Here is a 21702-nt window from a genome sequence, read left to right on the forward strand (position 1 = left end):
CTCACGTCCCGGTCGCCTCGCCCAGCGTCAGGGTGACGGGCTCGACGTCCAGATCGACGGCGGTGATCCGCACCGCCGTTCCCGGCTCGGGCGCGAGGCGGAACAGCTCGCGGGCCAGCGGGTTGATCAGCTTGGACTCCAGCGCGTTGCCGATGCCGCGGCCGCCGTTGTCCCGGTCGGCCGTGCACGCGGCGCGCAGCAGCTCCCGGATCTCCCCGTCGATATGGACGCCGACCCGCTGCTCCGCGCTCACCCGCCGGACGATGTTGGCGAGCTGGGTGTCGAAGATCCGGTCCGCCGTCGCCAGCGAGATGAAATCGAAGACGACGATGTTGTCACCGAACCGGTTGAGGAGTTCGGGACGGCCGAGCTTGATCGTGAACTCCTGCTTGATCCCTTCGAGGATCGTCTCCTTGAGCTTGTCGTAGGACATCCCCCCGTCCGCCCGGACCTTGACGGTCTTCTCCTGGGAGCGCGGATCGGTGTCGACGACTCCCAGGTTCGAGGTGAAGATCAGCACGCACTCGGAGAAGTACGTCGTGATCCCCTGACCGTCGGTCAGCCGCCCGTCCTCCAGGATCTGCAGGAACTTGTCCAGGATCGAGGAGTGCGCCTTCTCGATCTCGTCGAAGAGCACCACCCGGAACGGCCGCCGCCGGATCGCGCTGGTCAGCTCGCCGCCCGCCTCGAAGCCGACATAGCCGGGCGGCGCGCCGATCAGCCGGTCCGCGGCGTGCGCGGCGGAGAACTCGCTCATGTCGAACCGCAGGTAGGACTCGGTGTCGCCGAAGAGCAGCTCCGAGACCGCCTTGGCCAGCTCGGTCTTGCCGACGCCGGTTGGCCCGGCGAAGAAGAGCACGCCGCGCGGACGGGTCCCGGTGCTCGTCGCCTGCGAGCCGGACAGCCCGAGCGCCGCACGCATCAGGATGTCGAGCGTCTTGGTGACCGCGGCCTTCTGCCCCTTCACCCGCCGGTGCAGGGACAGGCCGCCGCCGCCTTCGTCCACGCCCTCCTTGCGCAGGCGTAGCGAATTCGACCGCGGTCGGCCGTCCGGCCCCGTTTCCTCCCTCGGCCTCGTTTCCTCCTCCGGCTCGGGTTCGGTGCCGGCGTTGATGCGTTCGCGCAGGCGGACGCTCGCCCAGGGATTGTCGGCAACGCCCAGTTTGTAAACGCGTACGGCGTCGGGCAGGCCGTTGAACCCCATCGACCGATCGTGGGCGAGGTGGCAGCACTCGTGCATCGCGTGCAGCGTCATCCCGTCCGTCTCCTGGACGAACCGGTCGATCAGCCGTTCCTCCGCCGACCGCAGATCCGGCTCCCGCGCGCCGAACCGCACGCCGAACCGTGCGGCGAGCAGGCGCGCCGCGGTGTGGCGCTCGTCCAGACCCGGCAGGGCCAGCCCGATCGTGCGGATGCGCTCCGTCCCGGCCGCCAGCCAGGACGGCAGGTCGCGCTCGCTGTCGACCAGCCAGATGACGGGATTGAACAGCGCGTACGTACGGTCCCCCGCGGCCGCCGGATGGGGCTGGGCGGTGTTGGCGAGCTTCTGGCAGAACAGGAAGAAATCCCGTTCGGACTGGTCGAGGCTGCCCGGCGTGCGCGAAATCCGGGACGCGTAGTCGATCAGCACGGCGGCGCGCGGAGGAGCGGCGGGCGCCGGAACGGCACGCGCCGCCCCGCCCGGCGACGATCCACCCGGGGACGCCCCGCCCGGCGACGATCCGTCAGGCGGCTCTGCCGTGGGATTGACCACGGAGCTCAGATGTGTCCGGAGTTTGTCCAGAGACGGCTTCGAGTCCAGCGCTCCCTTGTCCCCGAGCAGCCGCCGGGCGGCGTCCTCCTGATCCTTCGAGTGGACGCTGAGCCCGTCCACCATGTCGAACCTCAGCAGGCACTGGTATCCGGACCGGCGCAGCCCCTCCCACAGCACCGTGGCGACGGATTCCAGCCGCGTCCCCCGGCCCTTCGCCCCGGACGGGTCGTCAGGCGGGATCAGGTACAGATCCCGGATGTTGCCATGCAGGATGTACTGCGAGTGCACGGCGAGCGTGCCTTCGAGTTCCCTGCTGAACGTCGGCCAGCCGGCGAGCCGTTCGGTGTTCGTCAACGGTCCTGCTCCCTCGTCCTGGCCCGGGGTGCGGCCTCGGCCGCGGTGGTGTCGTCGCCGGCCGTCTCCGCCTCGGCGTACTGGACGGGATCGGCGGCCGAGACGCGCAGCGATTCGATCTCGACGCCCTCGCCGCGCAGCCGGTCGGCGATCCGCCGGAAGTCGGCGGTCCAGGTCTCGCAGCGCTCGCGGTCCTGCCGGGCGGCGTCGTCGCCGGCGACCGGCCGGTTCCGGACGACCACGCCGCCCGCCCCGCGATCGCCGACCATCAGGTTGACGCGGTGGTCGGGCCAGTCCGGCCGGACCAGGTTCAGCGTCCGTCCCGGCTCCCGCGCGGTGCCGAACCCCTCCGACACGTCGTAGCCGAGCTCGGTGAGCAGGGCGGTGAGCCGTTCGGTCTGGTGCAGCCGCCGCGCGAGGCCGATGGCCCGGTCACGCAGGTCCTCGGCGTCGCTCAAGAGGAGGTCGTGCAGTTCGCCTGACCCGTCGACCACGTCCTGGAGCGCGGCGACGACCTCGCGGTCCCGCTCGCCCAGCTCGTCCTGCCGGCCGAGGAAGTCGATGCCCTCCAGCAGCCGGGCGGCGGTCACCGCCTGGCCGGCGCGCTTCCCGGCGCGCTCGACGAACCGGTCGACCGCCCAGCCGAGCATGTCGAGGTGCGGGCGCGCCGCCCGCGCCGAGCCCGCGGCGAGCGCCCTGGCCGCCGACTTCATCAGCCGTTCGTGCTCGGCGGCCGTGACTCCCGCGCCGAGCCGGTCGAGCTGCTCATCGATCTTGGCCTGGATCTCCCGCTCGGCGTTCCCGCCGCCCGCGTCCGGCCCAGCGTGCCGGGCGGCCCGCCGGTCGGAACGCTCGGCCCGCCGGTCGGAACGCTCGGCCCGCCGGTCGGAACGCTCGGCCCGCCGGTCGGAATGCTCGGCCCGCCGCGCCGCGATCCGCCGCGCCGCCGGGACGAGGGCGGGTTCCAGGCTCGGCAGCGATGCCGCCAGGCGCGCGGCCGTGACCTCGGCGAGTTTCGCGTCCACCGCGGCCTGGGCCCGCTCCAGCTCCGCCCGGCGCAGCGCGCACTCGTCGTAGACCTCCTGGAGCGATTTGGCGCCGATCTCCATCGGCGGCGGTTTCGGCAGGTCGGGATCGTCGCCGAACTCCCGGCGGATCGTGCCGCGAAGCGCGGCCGTTCGCGCGTTCAGATCGACGACCTGGTCCACCGCGTGCTCCCAGAGCGCCGCCGCGTCGCAGGCCCTGGCATGGCATTTCTCGCGCTGCTCAAGCTCACGGTCCAGCGTGGCCAGCCCCCGGGCGAGCGCTTCGGTGCCCTTGACGGTCGCGTAGGTGGCGAGGACGGCCAGCGCGGCGACCCCGAGGCAGGTGGCGCCCACCGCCAGGACCTGTTCCGCGCCCGCCGCCACCCCGTGCGCCGCCTGATCGCCGAGCGTGTGCCCGAGGGCGTGCACCGCGCTGGCCGACGACCCGAAGTCGACCTGCATCAGGTCAACCGGCGGGACGGTCGCCGACTGGGGGATGACCGATATGGGCAGCGTCCCGAGAGCGAATTCCGCGCCGCTCATGCCTGCCTCCTCGACGGGTTCGTCGTCGACGATGGGTGGGGTGTTCCGTCGCTCCGCGGAGCCCGGAACGAGGTCGAATGCCTGTGCCACCGCGTGTGCCGGTGCGCCGTCCAGTAGAGGTGCGCGAGACCGCCGAGCAGCGGCAGCAGGTACGGCGCGTACGTGGTCGAGGCGACCAGGACCGCGGCGATGCCGATGACGTAGGGCAGGGCGCCCCAGCCGCTGTGGCGGAACGGGCGCAGCAGCACGTTCCCGTGCTGGACGAGGGAGCCGAACAGGGCGTAGCTCCGGTACACGTAGTAGTTCCCGCCCATGATCAGCGCCAGCGACAGCTCGCCCGCGGCCACGACCAGGCAGGACAGCAGCGCGTACTGCCAGGCCAGGATGATCGTCCCGGCCGCGGCGAAGGGCAGCGCGTCGCTGAGGCTGATCACCGCGTACCAGGCGATCAGGACGACGGCGCAGCCCGCCGCCGCCCAGCCCGCCGCGAGGAGCCGCTGCTGGTCGCGGTGCCAGCGCTCCTTGTCGCTCCGCGCGTGGTGCCGCGCCAGCCGGGCCGCGTCCCTGGCGGCCTCCGCCACCGCGTCCCGCGCCGCGGTGATCGCGCGCGGCTCCAGAATCACCGCACGCAAAAGGTCGATCTCGTCGTCGGAGGCGGCCAGCTCGGTGAACCACGGGACCTCGGCGACGAGGGACTCGCGGACGTGGGCGACCTGCCGCTCCAGCCACGTCCGGCACTGGCCGTCGCCCGTGGCGAACCAGAGCAGGTAGGCCCCGACGGCCGGATCGCCGGACCGCACGTGGTCGATGTTCTCCCTGATCAGCACGCGCGGGATCTTGTCCCAGCGGCGGCGGAGCCCGGTCCATCTCCGGTCGATGTCGCCGAGCGCAGAATTCCCCTCCGTGGAGGCCAGCAGCGGCAGCAGGCCATGCCGCCGCAGATCGCCGATGACCTCCCGGGCGTCACCCGCCCGGCCCTCCTTCGAAAGGGCCTCGTGGGCGAGCGCCCCGAGCTCTTCCGGGGTGATCGACCAGCGCCGGTAAAGCGGTTTGCGCTCGGGTTCGAGCCAATGGAGCAGCCGCAGCAGCAGCACATGTGAGGGTTCCCGCTTACCGGACGACGCCTCGACCGCGCGATACAGCTTCTTCTTGTCGGAAGCGTGATGCCGGTCGGTGCCGGGGAACTGCTCAAGCCAATCTTTCAGCTCTTCCCAGGCGGTGCCGATCGCGGGCTCGAAGTAGCGTTGCGCCGCGGTCTCCCAGCGGGCCTCCAGGATCTCGGCCAGCTCGCGCGGCGAATACGCCTTCTCCTCGTAGAAGTGCAGCGGCCTGGCGGCGGGCTCCTCGGCGGCGGGAGCCGGCTCGACGACCTCGGGCGACTCGCCGTCCAGCCACCGTTCGACCTGGACGTGGTCCCACCGGTCCTCGGGGTCGGCCAGGCGCAGCCCCCGGCAGAGCAGCCGCACCGCCGGATCGGCGATCCGGTCGTAGTCGACCGCGCGGCCGGCCGCGATCTGGTTCCGGACCACGTCGGGCTCGTTCAGGCCGAACGGCAGCTCCCCGGTCGCCAGCTCGTAGACCATCACGCCGAGCGACCACCAGTCCGAGCGCTCCGTCGGCCTGCCCATGAGGGTCTCGGGCGAGGCGTAGGCGGTGGTCCAGGACGTGGTCCGGAGGATCTCGGTCTGGTCCCGCCACCGGCTGATCCCGAAGTCGGTCAGCGCGAGCCGGACCTCCTCACCCGGCGCCGAGCGCAGCAGCACGTTGCCCGGCTTGACGTCGCGGTGGACGATCCCCCGCTCGTGCAGGAGCCGGATCGCGGTCGTGAGCTGGCGGACGATCTCCCGGAACGTGCCGACGGGGGGCGCGCCGTCGGGGCCTTCGCGCGTACCGTCGCGCAGGGTGCTCAGGTCACCGCCGGGCACGTACTCCATCAGCTCGTAGGACCGGCCGTCCTGCTCGCCCGCCTCGGCGATGAACACGAGCTCCGGCGCGATCCGGCGGCCGGCGAGCGTCCGCTGGACCTTCTCGTCGGGGACGCAGCCGTCGTTGTAGACCTTGAGCACCTGCCGGGGGCCGCCGCCTTCGCGGACGACGTAGAGCCGCGCCTGCCCCGAAACTCCCCCGGGCAGCGTCCCGTCGATCTCGAAGCGGGCGGCGAGCCCGGCGGGGAGGTCGCCGGTACCGCTCTCGCGCGCCGCCGCACGACCCGCGCGGGGGGCCGGGCCCGGCTCGGTGGCGGGCGGCCCGGCCGCGCCCGCCGCGCGGCCGGTGCGCCCCGGCCCGAGTTCGGTCTCCGGTGGATCCGGTGGATCCGGTGGATCCGGCGGTCCCGGATCCGGTGGTTCCGTGCTCATCCGGCCTCATTCCCCTCGTCTGCTCTCTAAGGCTTCGGCGGCGACCGCACAAGGCATTCTCAACAATGCCGTGCAGAAATGGAATGACCCCGTTCCAAGCTTCTCCATAAGCGTTTGGAATTGGTCGTCACCCGGTCGAAAAGTTGTCGCCAAAGCGCCTTTTGTGGGAGCGTACATGATGCGATCCAAAAGTCGGGACGGCGAATCGATAATGCGCGGTGATCGTTTTGGGGCGGGGTTGCGCGCCGGTTCGCGAAGGGGTGGTGCCGGGCCATGACGCGGAAACGCGGTGGGAAACTGACCAGGCGGGAAATGTTCTCCGCCTGGTGCATCGGCGCGCGCGACGGCCGGCGCGGCGTCTTCACTTTGCCCACCGAACAGGAGCAGGCCGAGTCCCCTGCGCCCCCGACGACCGCCGCGATCGAGGACCGGTACAGGCGGGCCGTCGCCGTCTCACGCCGGGTCTTCGGCGACCTGTACGGCGCCAACCGCGGCGTGGTGGAGCGGCTCGAACGCCTGAAGCTGGTCGTGATCCACGAGGCGGACGCCGTCGGCAAGCTGACCCCGGCCGCCGCCGGACGCTTCCGGGCCGCCTACAGCGAATGGGTCTGGGCCGTCAACGACGGTCACAACAGGGCGCAGGTGCTGGCCGCGTCCGCCGACCTGTGGATCGCGCGTTACTGGCGCGCGCTGTCGTCGCACCACCAAGGGCTGCGCAAGAACCGCGAGCGGCACCTCGACCGCTGGACCCCGGCCCTGGCGTCGCAGGCCGTGAGCGCGTTCTGGGCCGACCCGGTCGCGCTGCTCTACAGCCAGCCGGGCAGCGCGGACGCCACCGCCGCGAGCGACGCGGGGCAGCTGCGGCGAGCCCTGGAAATCGTCGAGTCCTACGGAAACGGATCAGGAGGACAGCAGTCATGACATCTCCCTGGAGGCGCGGCCTGCCGCTGGTGCCGCTGGTGGCGGTCGCCGCCTCCTTGCTGAGCGGATGCGGCCCCGAACGCCTCTCCGGAGCGTGCGGCATCGTCGTCGACGGGTCGGGTTCGAGTCACAGCGTGACCGGGTTCAACGCCGACGGCGAGGCACAGCGGCACGTGAAGAAGTTCCTGGAGAAAGCGGGTTGCGCCCAGGTGGTCTTCGCGCCGATCAGCGGGGCGTCCCTGTCCTCGATCTGCCAGCAGGAGGCGGTGCAGCTCGACCCGGACGTCACGGGCAACGTCGACCGCGAGCTGCTGTGGTCCAGCCGCCGCAAGGACGTGGTGAAGAAGACCGAGAACCTGCGGCGCTGCATCAGCACCGATCCCCGCTCGACCGGTGGCTCCGACGTGCTGGGCGGGCTGGCGTCCGTCGCCCAGCGCAGACCGGCGGGCATCAGCGAGTTCCCGGTGCTGGTCATCAGCGACTTCCTGCAGCACGACCGGAGCGTCAACCTCTACAGGGCCGATCTGAGCACGCCCGCCAAGCGGTCCGAGCTCATCGGACGGATCGCCGCCGAAGGCCGCATCCCTGACCTGTCCGGATTCCGGCTCAGCCTGGCGGGCTACGGGCGCCTCCAGGGGTCCGACCCGGCCAAGTTCACCGGCTTCGACCGGTTCTGGCGGCAGCTCCTGAAGGAGCGCGCCAAGGCCTCCGACCCCCTCGTCATCCTGTGAGCGGCCCGATGGAACGCGGAGCCGACCCGGGGACGGGTGGACGGGCCCGCGTCCGGCCGGACGACCCGCCGCTGATCCAGCGCGTCCGCGGGGAGGCGTTCGAGCACATCGGACGCGGAATGTACGACCCCTGGTCGTTCGACGTCGACGCCCTCCCGCCGTATCTCGTGGAGCTGCGGGCCGAACGGGAACGCGAGATCCTCCGGCTCCAGCACGACCTGGCCGAGGCGCCGCGAGCGTCCCGCACCCGCGTCGAGACGTCGGACGCGCAGGCCGGGAACGCCGCCACCACCGTGCGCCACCTTGAGCGGAGGCTGGCCGAGACGTCCCGGCAGGAGGGGGTCGTCCGGGCCAGGCTCGACCACCTCGCGGCCGCCGAGGCGCGGCGCCGTCCGCTCCCGCCGGATCCGGGCGCGCCGGACGACAAGGCCCCGCCTCCCGACCGTCCCGACGAGGCGGACGTGCCGGGCGCCGACGCCCGCGAGCACTGCGACCACGACCCCCACCCGCACGAGTGCTGGGAGGGGCTGCACACCGAGCCGCCGCTCCGGGGCCGCTGGAAGATGGGCATCCTGCTCGGCCTGATCGGCGTGGAGGTGCCGATCCAGCGCGAGATCTTCAGGTACTTCCACGGCGACTCGATCGCGCAGCAGATCGAGACGTGGATCTTCACCCTGCCCGTCGCCGCGATCATGATCCTGCTGCCGCACCTCTCCGGCCACCTCTACCGCGGCCGCCACGTGACGGGCAGCGAGCGCGTCCTCGGATGGCTGCCGCTCGCGCTCCTCGTCCCCTGGTTCTACCTCGCCTACGTGCTGGGCGGCCTGCGGGCGAAGGTCCTGCTCGTCCCCCCGAGGGGACCGGACGGGGAGCTCATCGAGGGGATGAGCCCGGTCGACCAGCTCGACCTCACCCCGTCCACCATCAGCGTGATGTACGTGGCGCTGCTGCTGATCACCGGTGGCATCGCGTTCCTCATGGGCCTCGCGCGCGAGCATCCCTTGCAGGTCGCCTACCGCGGCGCGTACCGGGACCGCCGCGAGGCCGAAGCGGGCCTGGTGGCCGCCGAGCCCGGGGCGCGCGACTCCGAGTCCGAGCTGGCGCAGGCGCGGGCCGACCTTGAGGAGCAGACACGGTTCGGCGACGTCCGCCTGGAGGAGGGCACCGAGCGGATCCACGCCCTCTACGACCAGGCGGAGCTGGCCTACCTTGAGGCACTCGGCGAGGCGGTCGGCGCGCCCGCGTTCACCGAGGCGATCAGCCGTGCATCGCAGGCGCTCCACCAGGGGCCGCGCCGGCCCCGGGCCCAGGCGCGATCGGCGGGCCCATGACCACGGCGAAGATACGTGTCAACCGGATGCACCACCCCGTGACGGCGCTCGGCTTCGGCCGCCGCCTCGGAATCTGGTTCCAGGGCTGCCCGCTCGCGTGCGCCGGGTGCATGTCCAAGGACACGTGGGAACCGGACGGCGGCGCCGCCTTCACCGTGCCGGAGCTCGCCGAGCTCTGGCGCGGGGCCGTCCGGAAGGGCGCGGACGGCCTCACCATCACCGGCGGCGAACCGCTGGCCCAGCCGGACGGCCTCGCCGCCCTGCTCGCGGCCGCCTCCGAGATCCGCGCGGAGTCGACCGCCCCGGGCGGGCCCGCCGCCGGACGGGAGATCGACGTGCTCCTCTACACCGGCCTGACCGAGGACGAGTTCGACCCGGCGGCCGTCGCCGGCGCGGACGCCCTGATCACCGGACGGTTCGAGATCACCAACCCGACCGGACTGATCTGGCGCGGCTCCGGCAACCAGCGCCTGCTGCCGCGCACGGACCTCGGCCTGCGGCGCTACCGGCCGTACCTGGAGCACGTCCCCGAGCATCCGCCTCTCCAGGTGGCCACGGACGGCTTGGACGTCCACCTCATCGGCGTCCCCAGGCAGGGCATGCTGCCGAGCCTGGAACGGGCACTTCGATCGGAGGGCACGGACGTCGGCGGCGCCACCTGGCGCCACCGCCGGACGCGCGACTGAGGCGGCCCCCACCCGGCCGTAGCGGCCCACCCGCGGCCCGCCGAATTCCGCCTTTGTGTCGTCCGCCATAGGAGGCGTCCTCCGGATGTGGATGATGGGAGTGTGAGCGCACGGCGACCGTAGGTGGGCGGTGAGTTCGTTGTGGGGCCGAAAGGCGAGACTCCCGCATCTCATGACGCGCTTCACGAGGAGCTGCGCCGGCTGTGCAAGGGACGGGGGCTGCTCGGCCAGGACTTCACCAACCGGCTGGGCCCGGCGCTGATCCGGCGGATGAGCGCGGCCGGCCTCGGCACGTCCGGGCACTGGCAGCGCGGCCCGGTCGCCGAGTGGCTCGCGGCCTGGCTCCGCTCGCTTCCCGCCGACCTGGAATTCGTGGCGCGGGTGGCGCTCGGCCTGCACCCGGAGGCGGGCCAGCGCTTCCTGGGCGAGCGCATCGGCTGGCTGGCCGGACGGCTGGAACGGGACGAGCGCACCGTCCGCCGCCGCATCGACGAGGCCCTGCGCCTCCTCGCGGAGTTCGTCGCGGCCGGCACCCCGGCGGCGGTGTCCGGCACGTCCGTGCCGGGGGCGGGCGAGCGGCGCGCCGGGTGGTACTTCGAGACCGTCCGGGCCGTGGTCCGGCTCGACGTGCCGGAGCCGGAGATCCTGGAGATGCGGCGGATCGCCGTCACCGTCGCCGAGCTGCGCAGCCTGGTCATCGCCGTCAGCCTGCCCGCGAACCCGCGGGCGCCCGCCCCCGACCTGTTCGCCGAGATCGTGTTCGGCGGCCTGCTGGTCTCCCGCGAGCATCCCAGCAACAGCCTCTTCAAGTTCGTCATCGAGCCGCCCCGGCCGCTCCGCGCGGGCGACAGGCACGACCTCGCCCTGAGGTATTGGTTCCCGGCGGGGCACCGCATGGTCCCGCACTACGCCCTTACCCCGCTGACCCGCTGCGACGCCTTCATGCTCCGGGTGAGGTTCTCCCTCTCCCGTCCGCCAGGACGGGTCTGGCTCCTGGACGGCGTCCCGCCCCGGACACTCGACGATCCGCCCACCGGGCTCACCGAGGTCGCCCTGGATCGAGCGGCGGAGGCCCAGGTCGGCTTCGAGGACCTGGCCGTGGGCCACGCCTTCGGCCTGCGCTGGCAACCACATCCCGGCTGATTCCGTACTTCCAGGACTTCTCTGGAACGTCTGGCCGTCGTGGTCATCGGGACGTGACCCTGATGGGGACGGCACGACGCCCAGGAGGTCTCCATGAGCGACACGCCCCCGCCCGACATGGACGCCCTGCGGCGGAGGGCGGCCGAGATCGAGGGGCGTGAACGCGTCCGGGCGCTGCTCGACCTGGGCATGGCGCTGGGAAGGGCGGCCCTCGCGGAGGAGACCGGCGAGTCCCGACGTCCGCTCCTCGACGAGGCGATCGAGGTGACGGAGACGGCCCACGTGCTGCTGGACGCCACCGGCGAGGCATCGGACGCGGGCCTGCGCACGGACGTGGCCCTCTGGCTGGTGAAGTTGCTCACCTCACGGCAAGACCCGACGTCCGAAGCCGACTTGGACCGCTGCGCCGGGTTGCTGCGCGAGGCGCTGACCTCCGGCAGCCGCCTCCCGCCCGAGAAGGCCGAGGGCGTCCGGCTCATGCTGGGCCTGCTCCTGCTCCGGCAGCCGCTACGGCCCTATCTGGGCCGCGGGGCAACCGGGTTCGCCGAAGCCGTCGGTAGGTTCATGACCGGCGACACGTCGGAACTCGAAGAGGCCATCGACGTGCTCGGGCGTATTCGTGAACCGCTGCTGCCCGCCGATCTGCGGCCATTGCCGCCCCCGATGCGGCTCATCCTGACGAGCGCTCGCATGCTCGTGGAGGCCAAGAGCGGCGCGCTCACCCCCCAAGGCATTTTCACGGTGATGCAGAAAATCCAGACCCTGCTCACCGGGGACGGCCAGACGGTTTTTCCGCCACAGATCGCCGACACCTTCCGCGGCCTGGCGAGGGGTATCGAGCTGCGGGTCAGCGCCGATCCGGCCCGGGCCCGGAAATTGGCCGAGGACCTGGAGCCGCTGAAGGATTCCGCCGGTCCGCTCCGAACTCAGATCCTCCAGAATCTCGCGTTCGCGTACGCGATGTCGGCCGGCGGCGAAGCGGACACCACCGAGCTGGTCAAGGCGCGCGAGGCGCTGGCGGACGTGCTCGACGACCTCGACGACGACGATCCTCAGAGCGACGGGATCCGCGTGTCGCTGGCCGCGGTGCAGTACGTCCTGGCGACCTTCGCTCCGACCCCGGAGGCCGTGGAGGAGGCCGTGGCGGTGGCGCGCCGCCTGACCGTCCCGGCGAGGCCGGAGGACCCTCCGCAGGACGTGCGGCAGGCGTGGAATGTGGCGGCGCTGGGCTCGGCTCTCGCGCTGCGGAGCTGGCTGGGCGACGGCGGCTCGCTCGGCGAGGCGGAGAAGCGGCTGGCGACCGTCCTGCCCTTCGCCGCGGGGGATGCCGAACTGGCCGCCTATGTCCTGCCCTCCCTCGGCTTGGTCCTGGTCCAGCGCGGGGTCGGCGGGCTCGCCGACACGCACCTCGGCCGCGATCTGATGATGAAGGGCCTGGAGATCCACGCCACGCTCGCCGACGCCGACGTCGGCACCCTGCCGGACCCTCTCGTGCGCGGCGGCCTGGGGCTGCTGTCACTGCTGTTCCCCGATGCCGACGACAACGAGGACGCTCGCCTCAAGCGCGCGATCACGCATCTGACGGCGGCCGCGGACGCCCCTCCCGCGACCTCCGCGTTCCGGCCCCTGTGGCTGGTCGGCCTCGGGATGGCCAGGCTGCGGCACGGCCTCCAGTCGGACGACCCCGCGGAAGTCCGCGCGGCCGCCGACATCGTCGACGGCTACGTCGCCGAAGGCGGCACCGGCCAATGGGGCACGCTCTGCGAAGTGGCCTCGGCGCTCGGCCGCCTTTACGCCGGGGTGCGCGAAGAGGACGCGGCCACATTCGACCGCGGCCTCACCTCACTGCTCGAAGCGCTCGACGTTATCCGCCCCCCGTACGGCGACCGCGTCTTGAAACTGCGGACGATCGGCCTCGCCCGGCTTCTCAGGGCACAGTTCTTCGGTGGGAATCGCGAGGACCTCGACGAGTGCGTCCGTGTACTCGAAGAGGCGCGCGCCTTGGCGGCCGACCGTCCACGCTGGCTCAGGGGCACCGAAATTCCGGCCTACCTTTCCGAGGCCCACGCGGAAAGGGGCGACCTGACGCAGGCCGTGGACGCCGGTCTGGACGCGCTGCGCGCGTACGCGGCGGAGGTGCTCCTCCAGACGACCCCCGACCACGGGCTCAGCGCCGCGCGGGGCGCGGCGGCGCTCGCCCGGCGGATCACCGAATGGTGTTTGCGGGACGGGCGGCCCGAGGCCGCGGTCCACGCCCTGGAACTCGGCCGTGGCCTGGTGCTCTACGCGAGCACGGTGGCGGCCGACGTGCCCGAGCTCCTCGGCGACGGCCATTCCGAGCTGGCGGAGAAATGGCGTACCGCCACCGAGGACTCCGCGAGATCGTCCTTCTCGCGGCTGTTCGCCGCCGCCACACCGGCCCGGCCGGAAGAGTCCGCGTCCGACTACAGCTCCATAAGGATCATGCTGATGAGTGAGGACGTTCTGCACGGGCTTCTCGGTGATCTCGCGGAGCGGAGCATTCCCACCGACCTCCGCCACGAGGTGCTCAAAGCGCTGACGGAGTCGCCCAAGGCCGCCGGGCTCTTCGACCCGCCCGGACCGGCGGACATCGCCGCCGCGCTTTCCACCATTTCCATGGACGCACTGGTCTACCTGCAGCACGGCGCCGGCACGGAATCCGGATACGCCGTGGTCGTATGGGCGGACGGACGGCTCGACACCGTCGAACTGCCGCGGCTGACGCAGGACGACATCCCCCTGGACGAGAACGCTCACCAGGACGGCGTGGGCAAGGCGGGCTTGGAGCCGCTGTGCGACTGGGCGTGGGACGCGGCGATCGGCCCGCTGCTGGACCTGTTCCCAGACCGGACGTCCGGGGACGCTCCCCGTATCGTGCTCGTCCCGTGCGGAATGCTCGGCGTCGTCCCGTGGCATGCGGCCCGCACCGTGACCGCCGAGGGACGTCCGCGCCACGCCGTCCAGGACCTCGTGATCTCCTACGCCGCCACGGGACGCCAGCTCATCGACAAGGCGAAGATCGTCGCGGCGCGGGCCGGGGAACCGCTCGCAGGTTCGCGGCCACCGGCCGACGTCAGGCCGACCTTCGTGGCGAACCCGCGCGTATACCCGGACCCCGATGATGAGTTGGTGTACGCGTTCCCGGAGGCGAAGGCCATCTCCAAGGCCTTCTATCCAGGTTCGACCGTCCTCGGCCGACCGAAGAAGCTCACCCACGGACTGGGGACCGTCGAGGCGATCCTGGACGCCCTTCCCCACGCCGGAAGCACCGGGGCCGAGGTGCTCCATCTCGCCTGCCACGGCACGACGCGCAACCCGCCGACCCGTTCGGTGCTCTACCTCCACCCGGCCGACCAGACCGGCGAACTGGACGTCCGCAGCATCATCGAACGCGCGCGGGACCGCCCGGTGGACGCCCCCGGCGGGCTGGTGGTGCTGAGCGCGTGCACCAGCAACCTGGCCGCGTACGACCACGATGAAGCGCTCACGCTGGCGACAGCGTTCCTCACCGCCGGATGCGCCTGCGTGGTCGGCTCCCGCTGGAGGGTCCCCGACTTCGCCACGGCCGTCCTCATGTTCATGTTCCACCACTTCCTGGTGGAGGAGGAGCATCCGCCGGTCGACGCGCTGCGCTTGGCACAGCTGTGGATGCTCGACTCCGGCAGGAGCGTCCCGGGCACGCTCCCGGAGCCCCTCTCCGGGAACCTCTCGCTGCTGAGCGACGCCGACCTCACCGACATTTACGTCTGGGCCGCGTTCACTCACCAGGGGGCGCTGGCCGCGAAGGCGCCCGCCCCTCCAGCGTGACTTGGCCGACCTAGGGTTCGATGCTGGCGTTATACGGCTCAAGCAGCACGTTCAGCCGGGCGATCCCCGCGGGGGTGTCGAGGGCGAACGAATCATCCGGTGGGCAGGCCAGCACGTTCTTCGCGTCGCAGCGATCGCCGAAGAGCACGAGGCTGGAATGCGGGATGTCGTACCGCGACTGCCAGATGAACCCCGCCGCGTCCGTTGCCTGCCTCCGCAACCATTGGCCCCAGTAACGCGTCTCCGCATAGGCACCCGAGTGGACGAGCCAGGTGTCCTGGCACACGGCCGCCAGATCCTTGCTCTCGATCAGCGACACCAGCGTGAGATCGACGGTGGTCTCGACCGTGGACAGTACGCGTCCCGCGAGCTCGGCGCGGGGCAGGAAACGGTGATCCGTGGATCCGAACGGGATATCGCGGAGCAGGCGTTCGGCCACGGCGGTCGTCTGGTTCGTCCCCGCGTACCAGTAGCGGTACTCGTGCCCCGGGACCGAGTCGAAACGCCCTCCCTTGAAAGGCGAACGGGCCAGGCGGTCGCTGAAATCGGCCGCCGTCCTGTTCCCGTCGTGAATCCGGTAAAGGACCGTACCCGCTTCCAGATGGTGGAAATTGGGCGTCCCGCCGTAGTTCTCGGGCGGCTCCTGGGGGGGCACCTCAGTCACCGTCCTCGACGACGGCGGACGCGGCGGCGGTGAGATCCTCGTCCGGCATGCGTCCCAGCAGCCGGAACGGCGCGTCCCGCAGGCGGGCGTTGGGGTCGAGCCACCAGCTCGCGACCCCCCAGGGGTCGGTGCGGGCGCCCAGGATCTCGTTGATCCGCAGCACGACCGGCAAGGGACGGCCGTCCGCGTCGAACTGGAACGCCGGAAGGCGTTGCTCGCCGGCCGGGTCCGTCAGCCGGACCAGCGCGTGGGCGGCCGGATCGGCGCCGCGCTCCCGCAGCTCCGCCGCGGTGACAGTGGGGAAGGACAGCAACCGCGCCTTCGCCTCCCACACCGCCTGCGCCCGTGCCGAGCCCGCCGCCGCCAGCTCGTCCAGCTCGGCGAAGAGAGCATCGACCTCGGCCTGGACGTCCAGCGACGGATCGGCCGTGCCGACCCCGCGGACGGACGAGTCCCCCTCGGCGAGCGCCCGGCGCACCGGATGGTCGCGCGGCAGAACCTCGCCCAGGAACATCGCGATATGAAGGGCCACGTCCGGCCGTTCGTCCGGTTCCGCGCCGCGATACTCCCGGACCAGTTCGATCAATTGTGCGCGGGCCTCCTCGTCAAGCTCCCTGGTGACCCCCTCCCAGTCGTCGCGCAACGCGCGCAACGCCTCTTCGAGCGGGCTGCGAGCCGCCATTCCCGTCCTCCCAAGATCAGTACAGCGGAACACCACGCCGATCCACCGCAGCCCAGCCTCCAAAAGGCACGCCGACCATCCCGATCATATGCAACGATTCAGGCCCGCACCGCAGATCTGACAGATTCCATAAATAACCACGAACCTGGGAATTCGAGATCGCGCCGCCAATCGCCCTGATGGCGCAACACACCCCCAGGTGACGACCTCCCCCACATCGAAGGAAACGTGTGACTGAAAGAGGACCTTTCAGCGGGCCAGGCCGACGCCCTCAACAATCTGGGCGCCACCTGAGCGGCGACTACGTCGCCGCGGAACGCCTGTACGACCGGTCGCGAGCGATCTGCCGGCGCGTTGGCCACCGCAGGCGAGGCCGAGGCGCTCAACGAGCTCGGCAAGGTACTGACCGAGACGACCGGCCCTCACGCGGCGGCGGCCGTGTTCGAGCAGGCGTTCACCTTGGCCCGGCGGGTCCAGAGCCCGCTGGACGAAGCGCACGCACTCGACGGCCTGGCCCACTGCGCAGACCACATCGGCGATCGGCCCACAGCCGTGGCCCGTATGCGGGAAGCCGTGGCGCTCTACCAGCGACTCGGCTCCACCGAAACAGACCAGGCCGCCGCCTACCTGGCCGCCCTGGAGAACAGCGCCCCGGCCGACGAGTAGGGACCGGCAGGCACCGAAGCAAGTTCAGCGGCCGGTGTTGCCGTCGGTGAGTTCGCGCAGGATGTCGGCGTGTCCTGCATGCCGTGCGGTCTCCTCGATCAGGTGGGTCAGCGTCCAGCGCCGGGACGGCCCCGGCCGGCCGCCTCTGGCCGGGCGGGGACCTGGCTGGGTGAGGTCGTCCCAGGAGGCGATCTGCTCGTTGGCTTCGGTGGCGGTTTCCCGGTAGGCGGCGAGGATCGCGTCGGCGGTGTCTTCCGGGACGAGATGGAAGGTGGCTTGCCAGTCGGCCACGTCGTGACCGAGCAGCCAGTGCCGTTCCACGTGGGTGAGGTGTTTGATCAGCCCGAGCAGGTTCGTCCCGGACGGAACGCCGGGGGCGCGGGCCTGCGTTTCGGTCAGCCCTTCGGCCTTGGCGGCGACGGCGGCCCGCAGGTAGTCCAGGAAGCCGATGAGCACGTCCCGCTCGCCGGGTCCGGTCGAGGGCGGTCCTGTGTCGCGTTTGCGCCTGGTGCTCATGGCCGTCCCTCCGGGTCTGCTCGGCGAATGACCAGTACGTGGTCGTGAAGTCTCATGCTCTCCTCGCAGGATCGGTTGCGCACACCACTCTGCTCGCGGGCCGGTGCGACCGGCACGAAAAATTGCCGATTTGGCAAGATGGCGTGGCGAGCGAGCGCACCTGCGAACACGCCCGACCGGCCAGCGCGGCCCGCGCCTGACGCCCGGCCGGTGGTCAGTGCCAGACCGCCTCCCCACCCGCCTGTTCACTGGCCAGCCGCATCGCCGCGCGGATGTTGTGCAGCAGGTTGTCGCGGGTGTTCACGTGCGGGAATGGTTCGTCCGGGACGTCGGCGTCGAGGAATCGGCACAGCGGCTCCCAACCGTCCTGGACGCGATAGACCAGCAGCCGATCGTCCGGCACGGTACGCCGGACACGTTCGTAGTGCTGTTGGAACACCCGCAGGCAGTGCGTCTTGTCGAACACCCGTCCGCCGAAGGTCTCCGTCACGATCGTGCGCAGGATCGTCTGCGTCCGCGCGAAGCCGGACTCCTCGGCCCACTGCCGTTGCTCGCCGGTGAGTTCCCGGTTGAACTGGGCGCCGAGCTGGAACATCTGGACGTGGCTGTCCCACCAGCGCTCCGGATCGCGGTCGGTGAGCAGGATTCTCGCGTCCGGATACGCGGCGGCCAACTGCTCCCAGAAGTGGACGGTCGGCCAGTCCAAGGCGGCCCGATACCCCTCGAAGATCACCGACCAGTCGGCCGCGCCGCCGGTGTCGTACGCCGCCTGCCAATGCTCGCCGTCCACGCATCGGCGGAGTGCCTCCAAGCCGTGATAGCACGGCCCGTACCCCAGCCATTCCAGCGCCGCCTTTACCGACGTCGATCCGGTCCGATGCAAGCCGACGCCGATGACCTGCAGTCCCTCGGTCATGACGTGTCCCTTCTCCGCACCTCGATCATTTCAAATGCTAGCCGCGCACTCATCTTCCGGGGGCGGAGTGGCCATACACGTGCCCCGGTGTCGGCGAATTTCCGAACCCCTCGAAATCAACATTGAACATCTAATAGTACCGTCCTGCGCACGGCCGGCCACTGCCGTCTTTACGCGAATGTCATTTCCATACGGTGCTGAGAACCGTCCCGAGAAGTACGTCCCCGCCGCACTTCGCCCTGGCGTGGACACAGCCGATTGGAGAGTTGTCATGCGCAAACTCATGCGGGGGGCGCTGGTCGCCTGCGCCTTCGCGCTCGCGCTGGGCGGTACGACCGCCGCGAACGCCGCCGAACCCGGCGGTGGCGGCGGCCGGCCGATCATCGGCGGCCACAACGCCACCGAGACGTATTCCTGGATGGTGTCGCTGAGCAACGGCTGCGGCGGCAGCCTGGTCGCGCCCCAGTGGATCGTCACGGCGAACCACTGCGGGTCGGCGTCGCAGGGCCGGATCGGCTCGAACAGCAAGAACTCCGGCGGCGAGGTCCGCCAGATCGACCGGCGGGTCACCCGGCCGGGCACCGACCTCACGCTGATGCACCTGAGCACCCCGTCGCAGTTGGCCCCGGTGAAGATGGCGCAGTCCAACCCGGCCGCGAACACCCCCGTCCGGCTGCTCGGCTTCGGCTGCATGAGCTGGCCGAGCTGCAGGACCGCCACCACCCTCCAGGAGATCGACCTGACCGTGCTGCCCAGCGGTCAGTGCGCCCCCGGCGGCGGCACGGCGAACGACGTCTGCGTCTCGGGCGACCGGACGCACTCCGCCTGCCACGGCGACTCCGGCGGTCCGGCGGTGGTCGGCGGCCGCGGCGACTGGACGCTCGTCGGCGAGACCCACGGCCCGGGCGACAACCGGGGCGAGTGCGCGACCAGCACGCTCTACACCGGCATCGCGGCGTACCTGTCCTGGATCAACCAGCAGATCGGCAGCTGACCCCGCACCCGCAGGATCGCCGAATAGGCGGACTGCTTCACGTCCTGACCCCGGTTCCCAACCCGCCCCGCCGCGGACACACACCGCCACCGTGTCCGCGGTGGGGCCTCCAAGTCGACGGTCAATTTTGCGTTCGAGCACCGCCTGGCCCGTGGCGCTCGCCATTTCCGGTTTGGTTTCTGGCGTGGGCCAATATCTCGATGAGACGTTCACGGACAGCGTTCAGAGCGGCGATCTTTTCTTCCAGCTCGCCGAGCTTCCGTGTGATCTGCGGTATGTTCGCCGGGCTTGCGGGGCCGTGGGGCATCTCGCCGTCAAGGCAGGGCAGATAGCTGCGGATGTCGTCGGCGGTGAAACCCAGCGCCAGGAGCCGCCGGATGTTGCGGACCCTGGTCACGGACGATTCCTCGTAATGCCGGTAGCCGTTGGGCGCCCGCCGCGGGTGCAGCAGGCCTTGCTGCTCGTAGTACCGCAACGCCCGGATGGTGGTGCCGGCCGCGTGGGCCAGTTCGCCGATCAGCATCGTCTCGTCTCGCCTCCGTCCGCAGGCTAGCCGCGATCGCGCAGCCGGGATTCACCGGCTCCTGGACGGGGTCGTCAGGAGACGCCGAGCCCGCCGTCCACGTGAACGACCGCCCCGGTGACATAGCCGGCTTCGGGACCGGCGGCGGTGGTGATCCACCAGGCGATCTCGTCCGGCCGGGCGAGGCGTCCGAGCGGTATCCGGGCCGTGACCCCCTTCTCGGTCGCGGTGATCTGCTCCTCGGAGAGCCCGGCGTGGACCAGCACGGGCGTCTGGGTCGAGCCCGGGGCGACCGAGACGACGCGAATCCCCCGCGGCGCGAGCTCTACCGCCCAGGTGCGGGTGAGGAAGTCGAGTGCGACCTTGGTCGAGCCGTAGACCGAGTTGTTCGGCAGGCCCCCTTGGGGCGGGCTGGTGGTCACGTTGACGATGACGCCGCCGCTGGTCGCCAAGTGCGGCAGAGCCTGCTGGGCCAGCAGGATGGGGGCGAGGAGGTTGGTCGCCAGTTCCTCCTCGGCGGTCTTCAGGTCGATCGCCTCCAGCGGAGCCGGACGGTAGATCGCGGCGTTGTTGACCAGGACGTCGATGCGTCCGAATTCCTCGACCGCGGTGGCGGCGATCGCTCCGGCGGCCTCCGGTGTCGCGAGGTCGGCGACCAGGGTCCGGATCGTCGGGTGTCCGTCGGCGGTCTCTTTCAACCGGGTGGCCGTCCGTCCGACGACCAGAACGTCGGCGCCGAGGGCGGCGAACCGATGGGCGGTCGCACGGCCGATCCCGGTGCCCCCTCCGGTAATGATCACTGCTCTGCCGTGGAATGTGGTGGAAGCCATGTCCGGCATGCTTGGATGCGTCCTTCCGTGCACTTGGTCGCCGGCAACCGCCGGCCCGGTCGGCTGCGACGCTAAGGGTTGACCCCGGCGTCAGGGTCAAGACCGGACGGCTCAAGGCAGCCGGAAATGCCTCCGCCGCAGGTGGGGAGCGGGGCCCGCCGCCATGAGGTTTCCGGATTGGTCCCCGGTCTTTCTCCAGTCCTTGCCCACGACCGATTGGGTCCGATAGATATGTCGAGGCTTGACAGCCGTTGATCGGACGAGGCCAAGACAAGCCGAGCAGGTCGGGGCCGTGACGTTTTAAGGGTCTAAATCGTCCCAAATCGCTCCGCGATCTACTAATCATTCATATGATCATGGCGATCCGTGCATTTGGAGGATACGTGCCCGAGCCGACGCCGCTCCTGTCCACCGACCCCGGGACCATCGGCCGGTACCAGCTCGGAGGGCGGCTCGGCGTCGGCGGCCAGGGGACCGTCTACCTGGGGCAGGACGAGCAGGGCCAGCGCGCCGCCATCAAACTTCTGCACGCCCACCTGATTACCCACGAAACGGCGCGCAGCCGCTTCCTCGCCGAAGTCGAGATCGCCAAACGCGTCGCCCCCTTCTGCACGGCACAGGTCCTCGACAGCGGCGTGATCAACGAACAGCCCTACATCGTCAGCGAATTCGTCGACGGGCCGTCCCTACTGGCCTCCGTCAAGGGCGGCAACGGGCCGCGCGGCGAAGCCGCACTCGAACGACTGGCGATCAACACCGTCACCGCGCTGGCGGCCATCCACAAAGGTGGAGTCGTCCATCGCGACCTCAAGCCGGGTAACGTCCTGCTCGGCCCCGACGGCCCCGTGGTCATCGACTTCGGCATCTCCCGCGCCCTGGACCTCAGCCAGTCACTCACCAGCAGCCAGGCCATCGGGACCCCCGGGTACATGGCCCCCGAACACATCGACGGCGAGACGGCCGGTCCGGAGGCGGACATGTTCGCCTGGGCGGCCACCATGGTCTTCGCGGCCACCGGCCGCAGGGCCTTCCCCGGCGCCAGCTTCTCCGCCGTCGCCCTCGCCGTCCTCCACAAGGAACCGGAGCTGGACGGTCTAGAAGGCGACCTGGCCGACATCGTCCGCGCCTGCCTGCAGAAGGACCCCGCAAAACGCCCCACCGCGGCCGAGGTGAGCGCCCACCTACGTGACCTCCACAAGCCGCAACCCGCACCCGCCCCCGCACCACCCGCCCCCGCAC

At 71.0% G+C, this 21702-nt stretch carries 18 protein-coding genes; 9 read left to right on the top strand and 9 right to left on the bottom strand.

The window, feature by feature from the left end; translation table 11 throughout:
* Window position 1 precedes the first annotated feature (1 nt).
* From ACH34T_RS38940 to ACH34T_RS38950, 3 genes are read right to left on the bottom strand one after another with little or no spacing between them, the layout of a single operon-like run.
* Window positions 2-2107, bottom strand: coding sequence for an AAA family ATPase (locus ACH34T_RS38940; protein WP_396026011.1), 2106 nt, complete (start codon window positions 2105-2107; stop codon window positions 2-4).
* Window positions 2104-3675 carry a hypothetical protein gene (locus tag ACH34T_RS38945; RefSeq protein WP_396026012.1) on the bottom strand — a complete coding sequence of 524 codons (1572 nt, stop codon included), beginning with the start codon at window positions 3673-3675 and terminating at the stop codon, window positions 2104-2106. The genes ACH34T_RS38940 and ACH34T_RS38945 overlap by 4 nt, the downstream gene beginning before the upstream one ends.
* Window positions 3672-6032: a serine/threonine-protein kinase gene (locus ACH34T_RS38950; RefSeq protein ID WP_396026013.1), complete on the bottom strand. Its 2361-nt coding sequence runs from the start codon at window positions 6030-6032 to the stop codon at window positions 3672-3674. The genes ACH34T_RS38945 and ACH34T_RS38950 overlap by 4 nt, the downstream gene beginning before the upstream one ends.
* A gap of 273 nt (window positions 6033-6305) precedes the next feature.
* On the opposite strand from ACH34T_RS38950, the gene ACH34T_RS38955 reads away from it, so the two are divergent.
* The 6 genes from ACH34T_RS38955 (at window position 6306) to ACH34T_RS38980 (ending at window position 14672) form a co-directional block, all read left to right on the top strand.
* Entirely contained in the window at window positions 6306-6953 is a 648-nt protein-coding gene (locus tag ACH34T_RS38955) for a hypothetical protein (RefSeq protein WP_396026014.1), read from the top strand.
* Complete coding sequence (locus ACH34T_RS38960; protein ID WP_396026015.1) at window positions 6950-7684, top strand: hypothetical protein; 735 nt, start codon at window positions 6950-6952, stop codon at window positions 7682-7684. The genes ACH34T_RS38955 and ACH34T_RS38960 overlap by 4 nt, the downstream gene beginning before the upstream one ends.
* Window positions 7685-7692: 8 nt before the next feature.
* On the top strand, window positions 7693-9015 hold the full coding sequence (locus ACH34T_RS38965) for a hypothetical protein (RefSeq protein WP_396026016.1): 1323 nt from the start codon (window positions 7693-7695) through the stop codon (window positions 9013-9015).
* Complete coding sequence (locus ACH34T_RS38970) at window positions 9012-9701, top strand: 4Fe-4S single cluster domain-containing protein (protein WP_396026017.1); 690 nt, start codon at window positions 9012-9014, stop codon at window positions 9699-9701. Before ACH34T_RS38965 ends, ACH34T_RS38970 begins: the two co-directional genes overlap by 4 nt.
* Before the next feature lie 141 nt (window positions 9702-9842).
* Window positions 9843-10844 carry a hypothetical protein gene (locus ACH34T_RS38975; protein WP_396026018.1) on the top strand — a complete coding sequence of 334 codons (1002 nt, stop codon included), beginning with the start codon at window positions 9843-9845 and terminating at the stop codon, window positions 10842-10844.
* Between the two features lie 93 nt (window positions 10845-10937).
* Window positions 10938-14672, top strand: a complete 3735-nt coding sequence (locus tag ACH34T_RS38980) for a CHAT domain-containing protein (protein WP_396026019.1) — start codon at window positions 10938-10940, stop codon at window positions 14670-14672.
* A 10-nt stretch (window positions 14673-14682) separates the two neighbouring features.
* On the opposite strand, the gene ACH34T_RS38985 is transcribed toward ACH34T_RS38980, so the two are convergent.
* Complete coding sequence (locus ACH34T_RS38985; RefSeq protein ID WP_396026020.1) at window positions 14683-15327, bottom strand: RES family NAD+ phosphorylase; 645 nt, start codon at window positions 15325-15327, stop codon at window positions 14683-14685.
* A gap of 1 nt (window position 15328) precedes the next feature.
* Window positions 15329-16018 carry a hypothetical protein gene (locus ACH34T_RS38990; RefSeq protein ID WP_396026021.1) on the bottom strand — a complete coding sequence of 230 codons (690 nt, stop codon included), beginning with the start codon at window positions 16016-16018 and terminating at the stop codon, window positions 15329-15331.
* A gap of 354 nt (window positions 16019-16372) precedes the next feature.
* Here ACH34T_RS38990 and ACH34T_RS38995 point away from each other — a divergent pair, with 354 nt between their 5' ends.
* Window positions 16373-16684 (top strand): tetratricopeptide repeat protein, encoded by a 312-nt coding sequence (locus ACH34T_RS38995; protein WP_396026022.1) that lies wholly within the window; start codon window positions 16373-16375, stop codon window positions 16682-16684.
* A gap of 24 nt (window positions 16685-16708) precedes the next feature.
* Here the strand turns inward: ACH34T_RS38995 and ACH34T_RS39000 are convergent, their stop codons facing one another.
* Both ACH34T_RS39000 and ACH34T_RS39005 read right to left on the bottom strand, forming a co-directional pair.
* Complete coding sequence (locus ACH34T_RS39000) at window positions 16709-17200, bottom strand: DinB family protein (RefSeq protein WP_396026023.1); 492 nt, start codon at window positions 17198-17200, stop codon at window positions 16709-16711.
* 214 nt (window positions 17201-17414) lie between these two features.
* Window positions 17415-18116 (bottom strand): sulfotransferase family protein, encoded by a 702-nt coding sequence (locus ACH34T_RS39005; RefSeq protein WP_396026024.1) that lies wholly within the window; start codon window positions 18114-18116, stop codon window positions 17415-17417.
* 271 nt (window positions 18117-18387) lie between these two features.
* On the opposite strand from ACH34T_RS39005, the gene ACH34T_RS39010 reads away from it, so the two are divergent.
* Window positions 18388-19110, top strand: coding sequence for a S1 family peptidase (locus tag ACH34T_RS39010; protein WP_396026025.1), 723 nt, complete (start codon window positions 18388-18390; stop codon window positions 19108-19110).
* 121 nt (window positions 19111-19231) lie between these two features.
* Here ACH34T_RS39010 and ACH34T_RS39015 read toward each other — a convergent pair whose 3' ends face one another.
* A complete protein-coding gene (locus ACH34T_RS39015; protein WP_396026026.1) occupies window positions 19232-19633 on the bottom strand; it encodes a MerR family transcriptional regulator in 402 nt (133 codons plus the stop codon).
* Between the two features lie 74 nt (window positions 19634-19707).
* Window positions 19708-20463 carry an SDR family NAD(P)-dependent oxidoreductase gene (locus ACH34T_RS39020; RefSeq protein WP_396026027.1) on the bottom strand — a complete coding sequence of 252 codons (756 nt, stop codon included), beginning with the start codon at window positions 20461-20463 and terminating at the stop codon, window positions 19708-19710.
* A gap of 383 nt (window positions 20464-20846) precedes the next feature.
* On the opposite strand from ACH34T_RS39020, the gene ACH34T_RS39025 reads away from it, so the two are divergent.
* A partial coding sequence (locus ACH34T_RS39025; RefSeq protein WP_396026028.1) for a serine/threonine-protein kinase occupies window positions 20847-21702 on the top strand: 856 nt, incomplete at its 3' end.

Origin of the sequence: Actinomadura sp. 9N215, assembly GCF_044326345.1 — a bacterium.
In the GTDB taxonomy this organism is placed as follows: domain Bacteria; phylum Actinomycetota; class Actinomycetes; order Streptosporangiales; family Streptosporangiaceae; genus Spirillospora.

Bases quoted from the DNA above. Each gene is read 5' to 3' on its own strand.
- ACH34T_RS39015 (WP_396026026.1), bottom strand. From the start codon at position 19,633: ATGCTGATCGGCGAACTGGCCCACGCGGCCGGCACCACCATCCGGGCG.
- ACH34T_RS39000 (WP_396026023.1), bottom strand. From the start codon at position 17,200: ATGAGCACCAGGCGCAAACGCGACACAGGACCGCCCTCGACCGGACCC.
- ACH34T_RS39010 (WP_396026025.1), top strand. From the start codon at position 18,388: ATGCGCAAACTCATGCGGGGGGCGCTGGTCGCCTGCGCCTTCGCGCTC.
- ACH34T_RS38965 (WP_396026016.1), top strand. From the start codon at position 7,693: ATGGAACGCGGAGCCGACCCGGGGACGGGTGGACGGGCCCGCGTCCGG.
- ACH34T_RS38945 (WP_396026012.1), bottom strand. From the start codon at position 3,675: ATGAGCGGCGCGGAATTCGCTCTCGGGACGCTGCCCATATCGGTCATC.
- ACH34T_RS38970 (WP_396026017.1), top strand. From the start codon at position 9,012: ATGACCACGGCGAAGATACGTGTCAACCGGATGCACCACCCCGTGACG.
- ACH34T_RS38980 (WP_396026019.1), top strand. From the start codon at position 10,938: ATGAGCGACACGCCCCCGCCCGACATGGACGCCCTGCGGCGGAGGGCG.
- ACH34T_RS38950 (WP_396026013.1), bottom strand. From the start codon at position 6,032: ATGAGCACGGAACCACCGGATCCGGGACCGCCGGATCCACCGGATCCA.
- ACH34T_RS39020 (WP_396026027.1), bottom strand. From the start codon at position 20,463: ATGGCTTCCACCACATTCCACGGCAGAGCAGTGATCATTACCGGAGGG.
- ACH34T_RS39005 (WP_396026024.1), bottom strand. From the start codon at position 18,116: ATGACCGAGGGACTGCAGGTCATCGGCGTCGGCTTGCATCGGACCGGA.
- ACH34T_RS38955 (WP_396026014.1), top strand. From the start codon at position 6,306: ATGACGCGGAAACGCGGTGGGAAACTGACCAGGCGGGAAATGTTCTCC.
- ACH34T_RS38990 (WP_396026021.1), bottom strand. From the start codon at position 16,018: ATGGCGGCTCGCAGCCCGCTCGAAGAGGCGTTGCGCGCGTTGCGCGAC.
- ACH34T_RS38960 (WP_396026015.1), top strand. From the start codon at position 6,950: ATGACATCTCCCTGGAGGCGCGGCCTGCCGCTGGTGCCGCTGGTGGCG.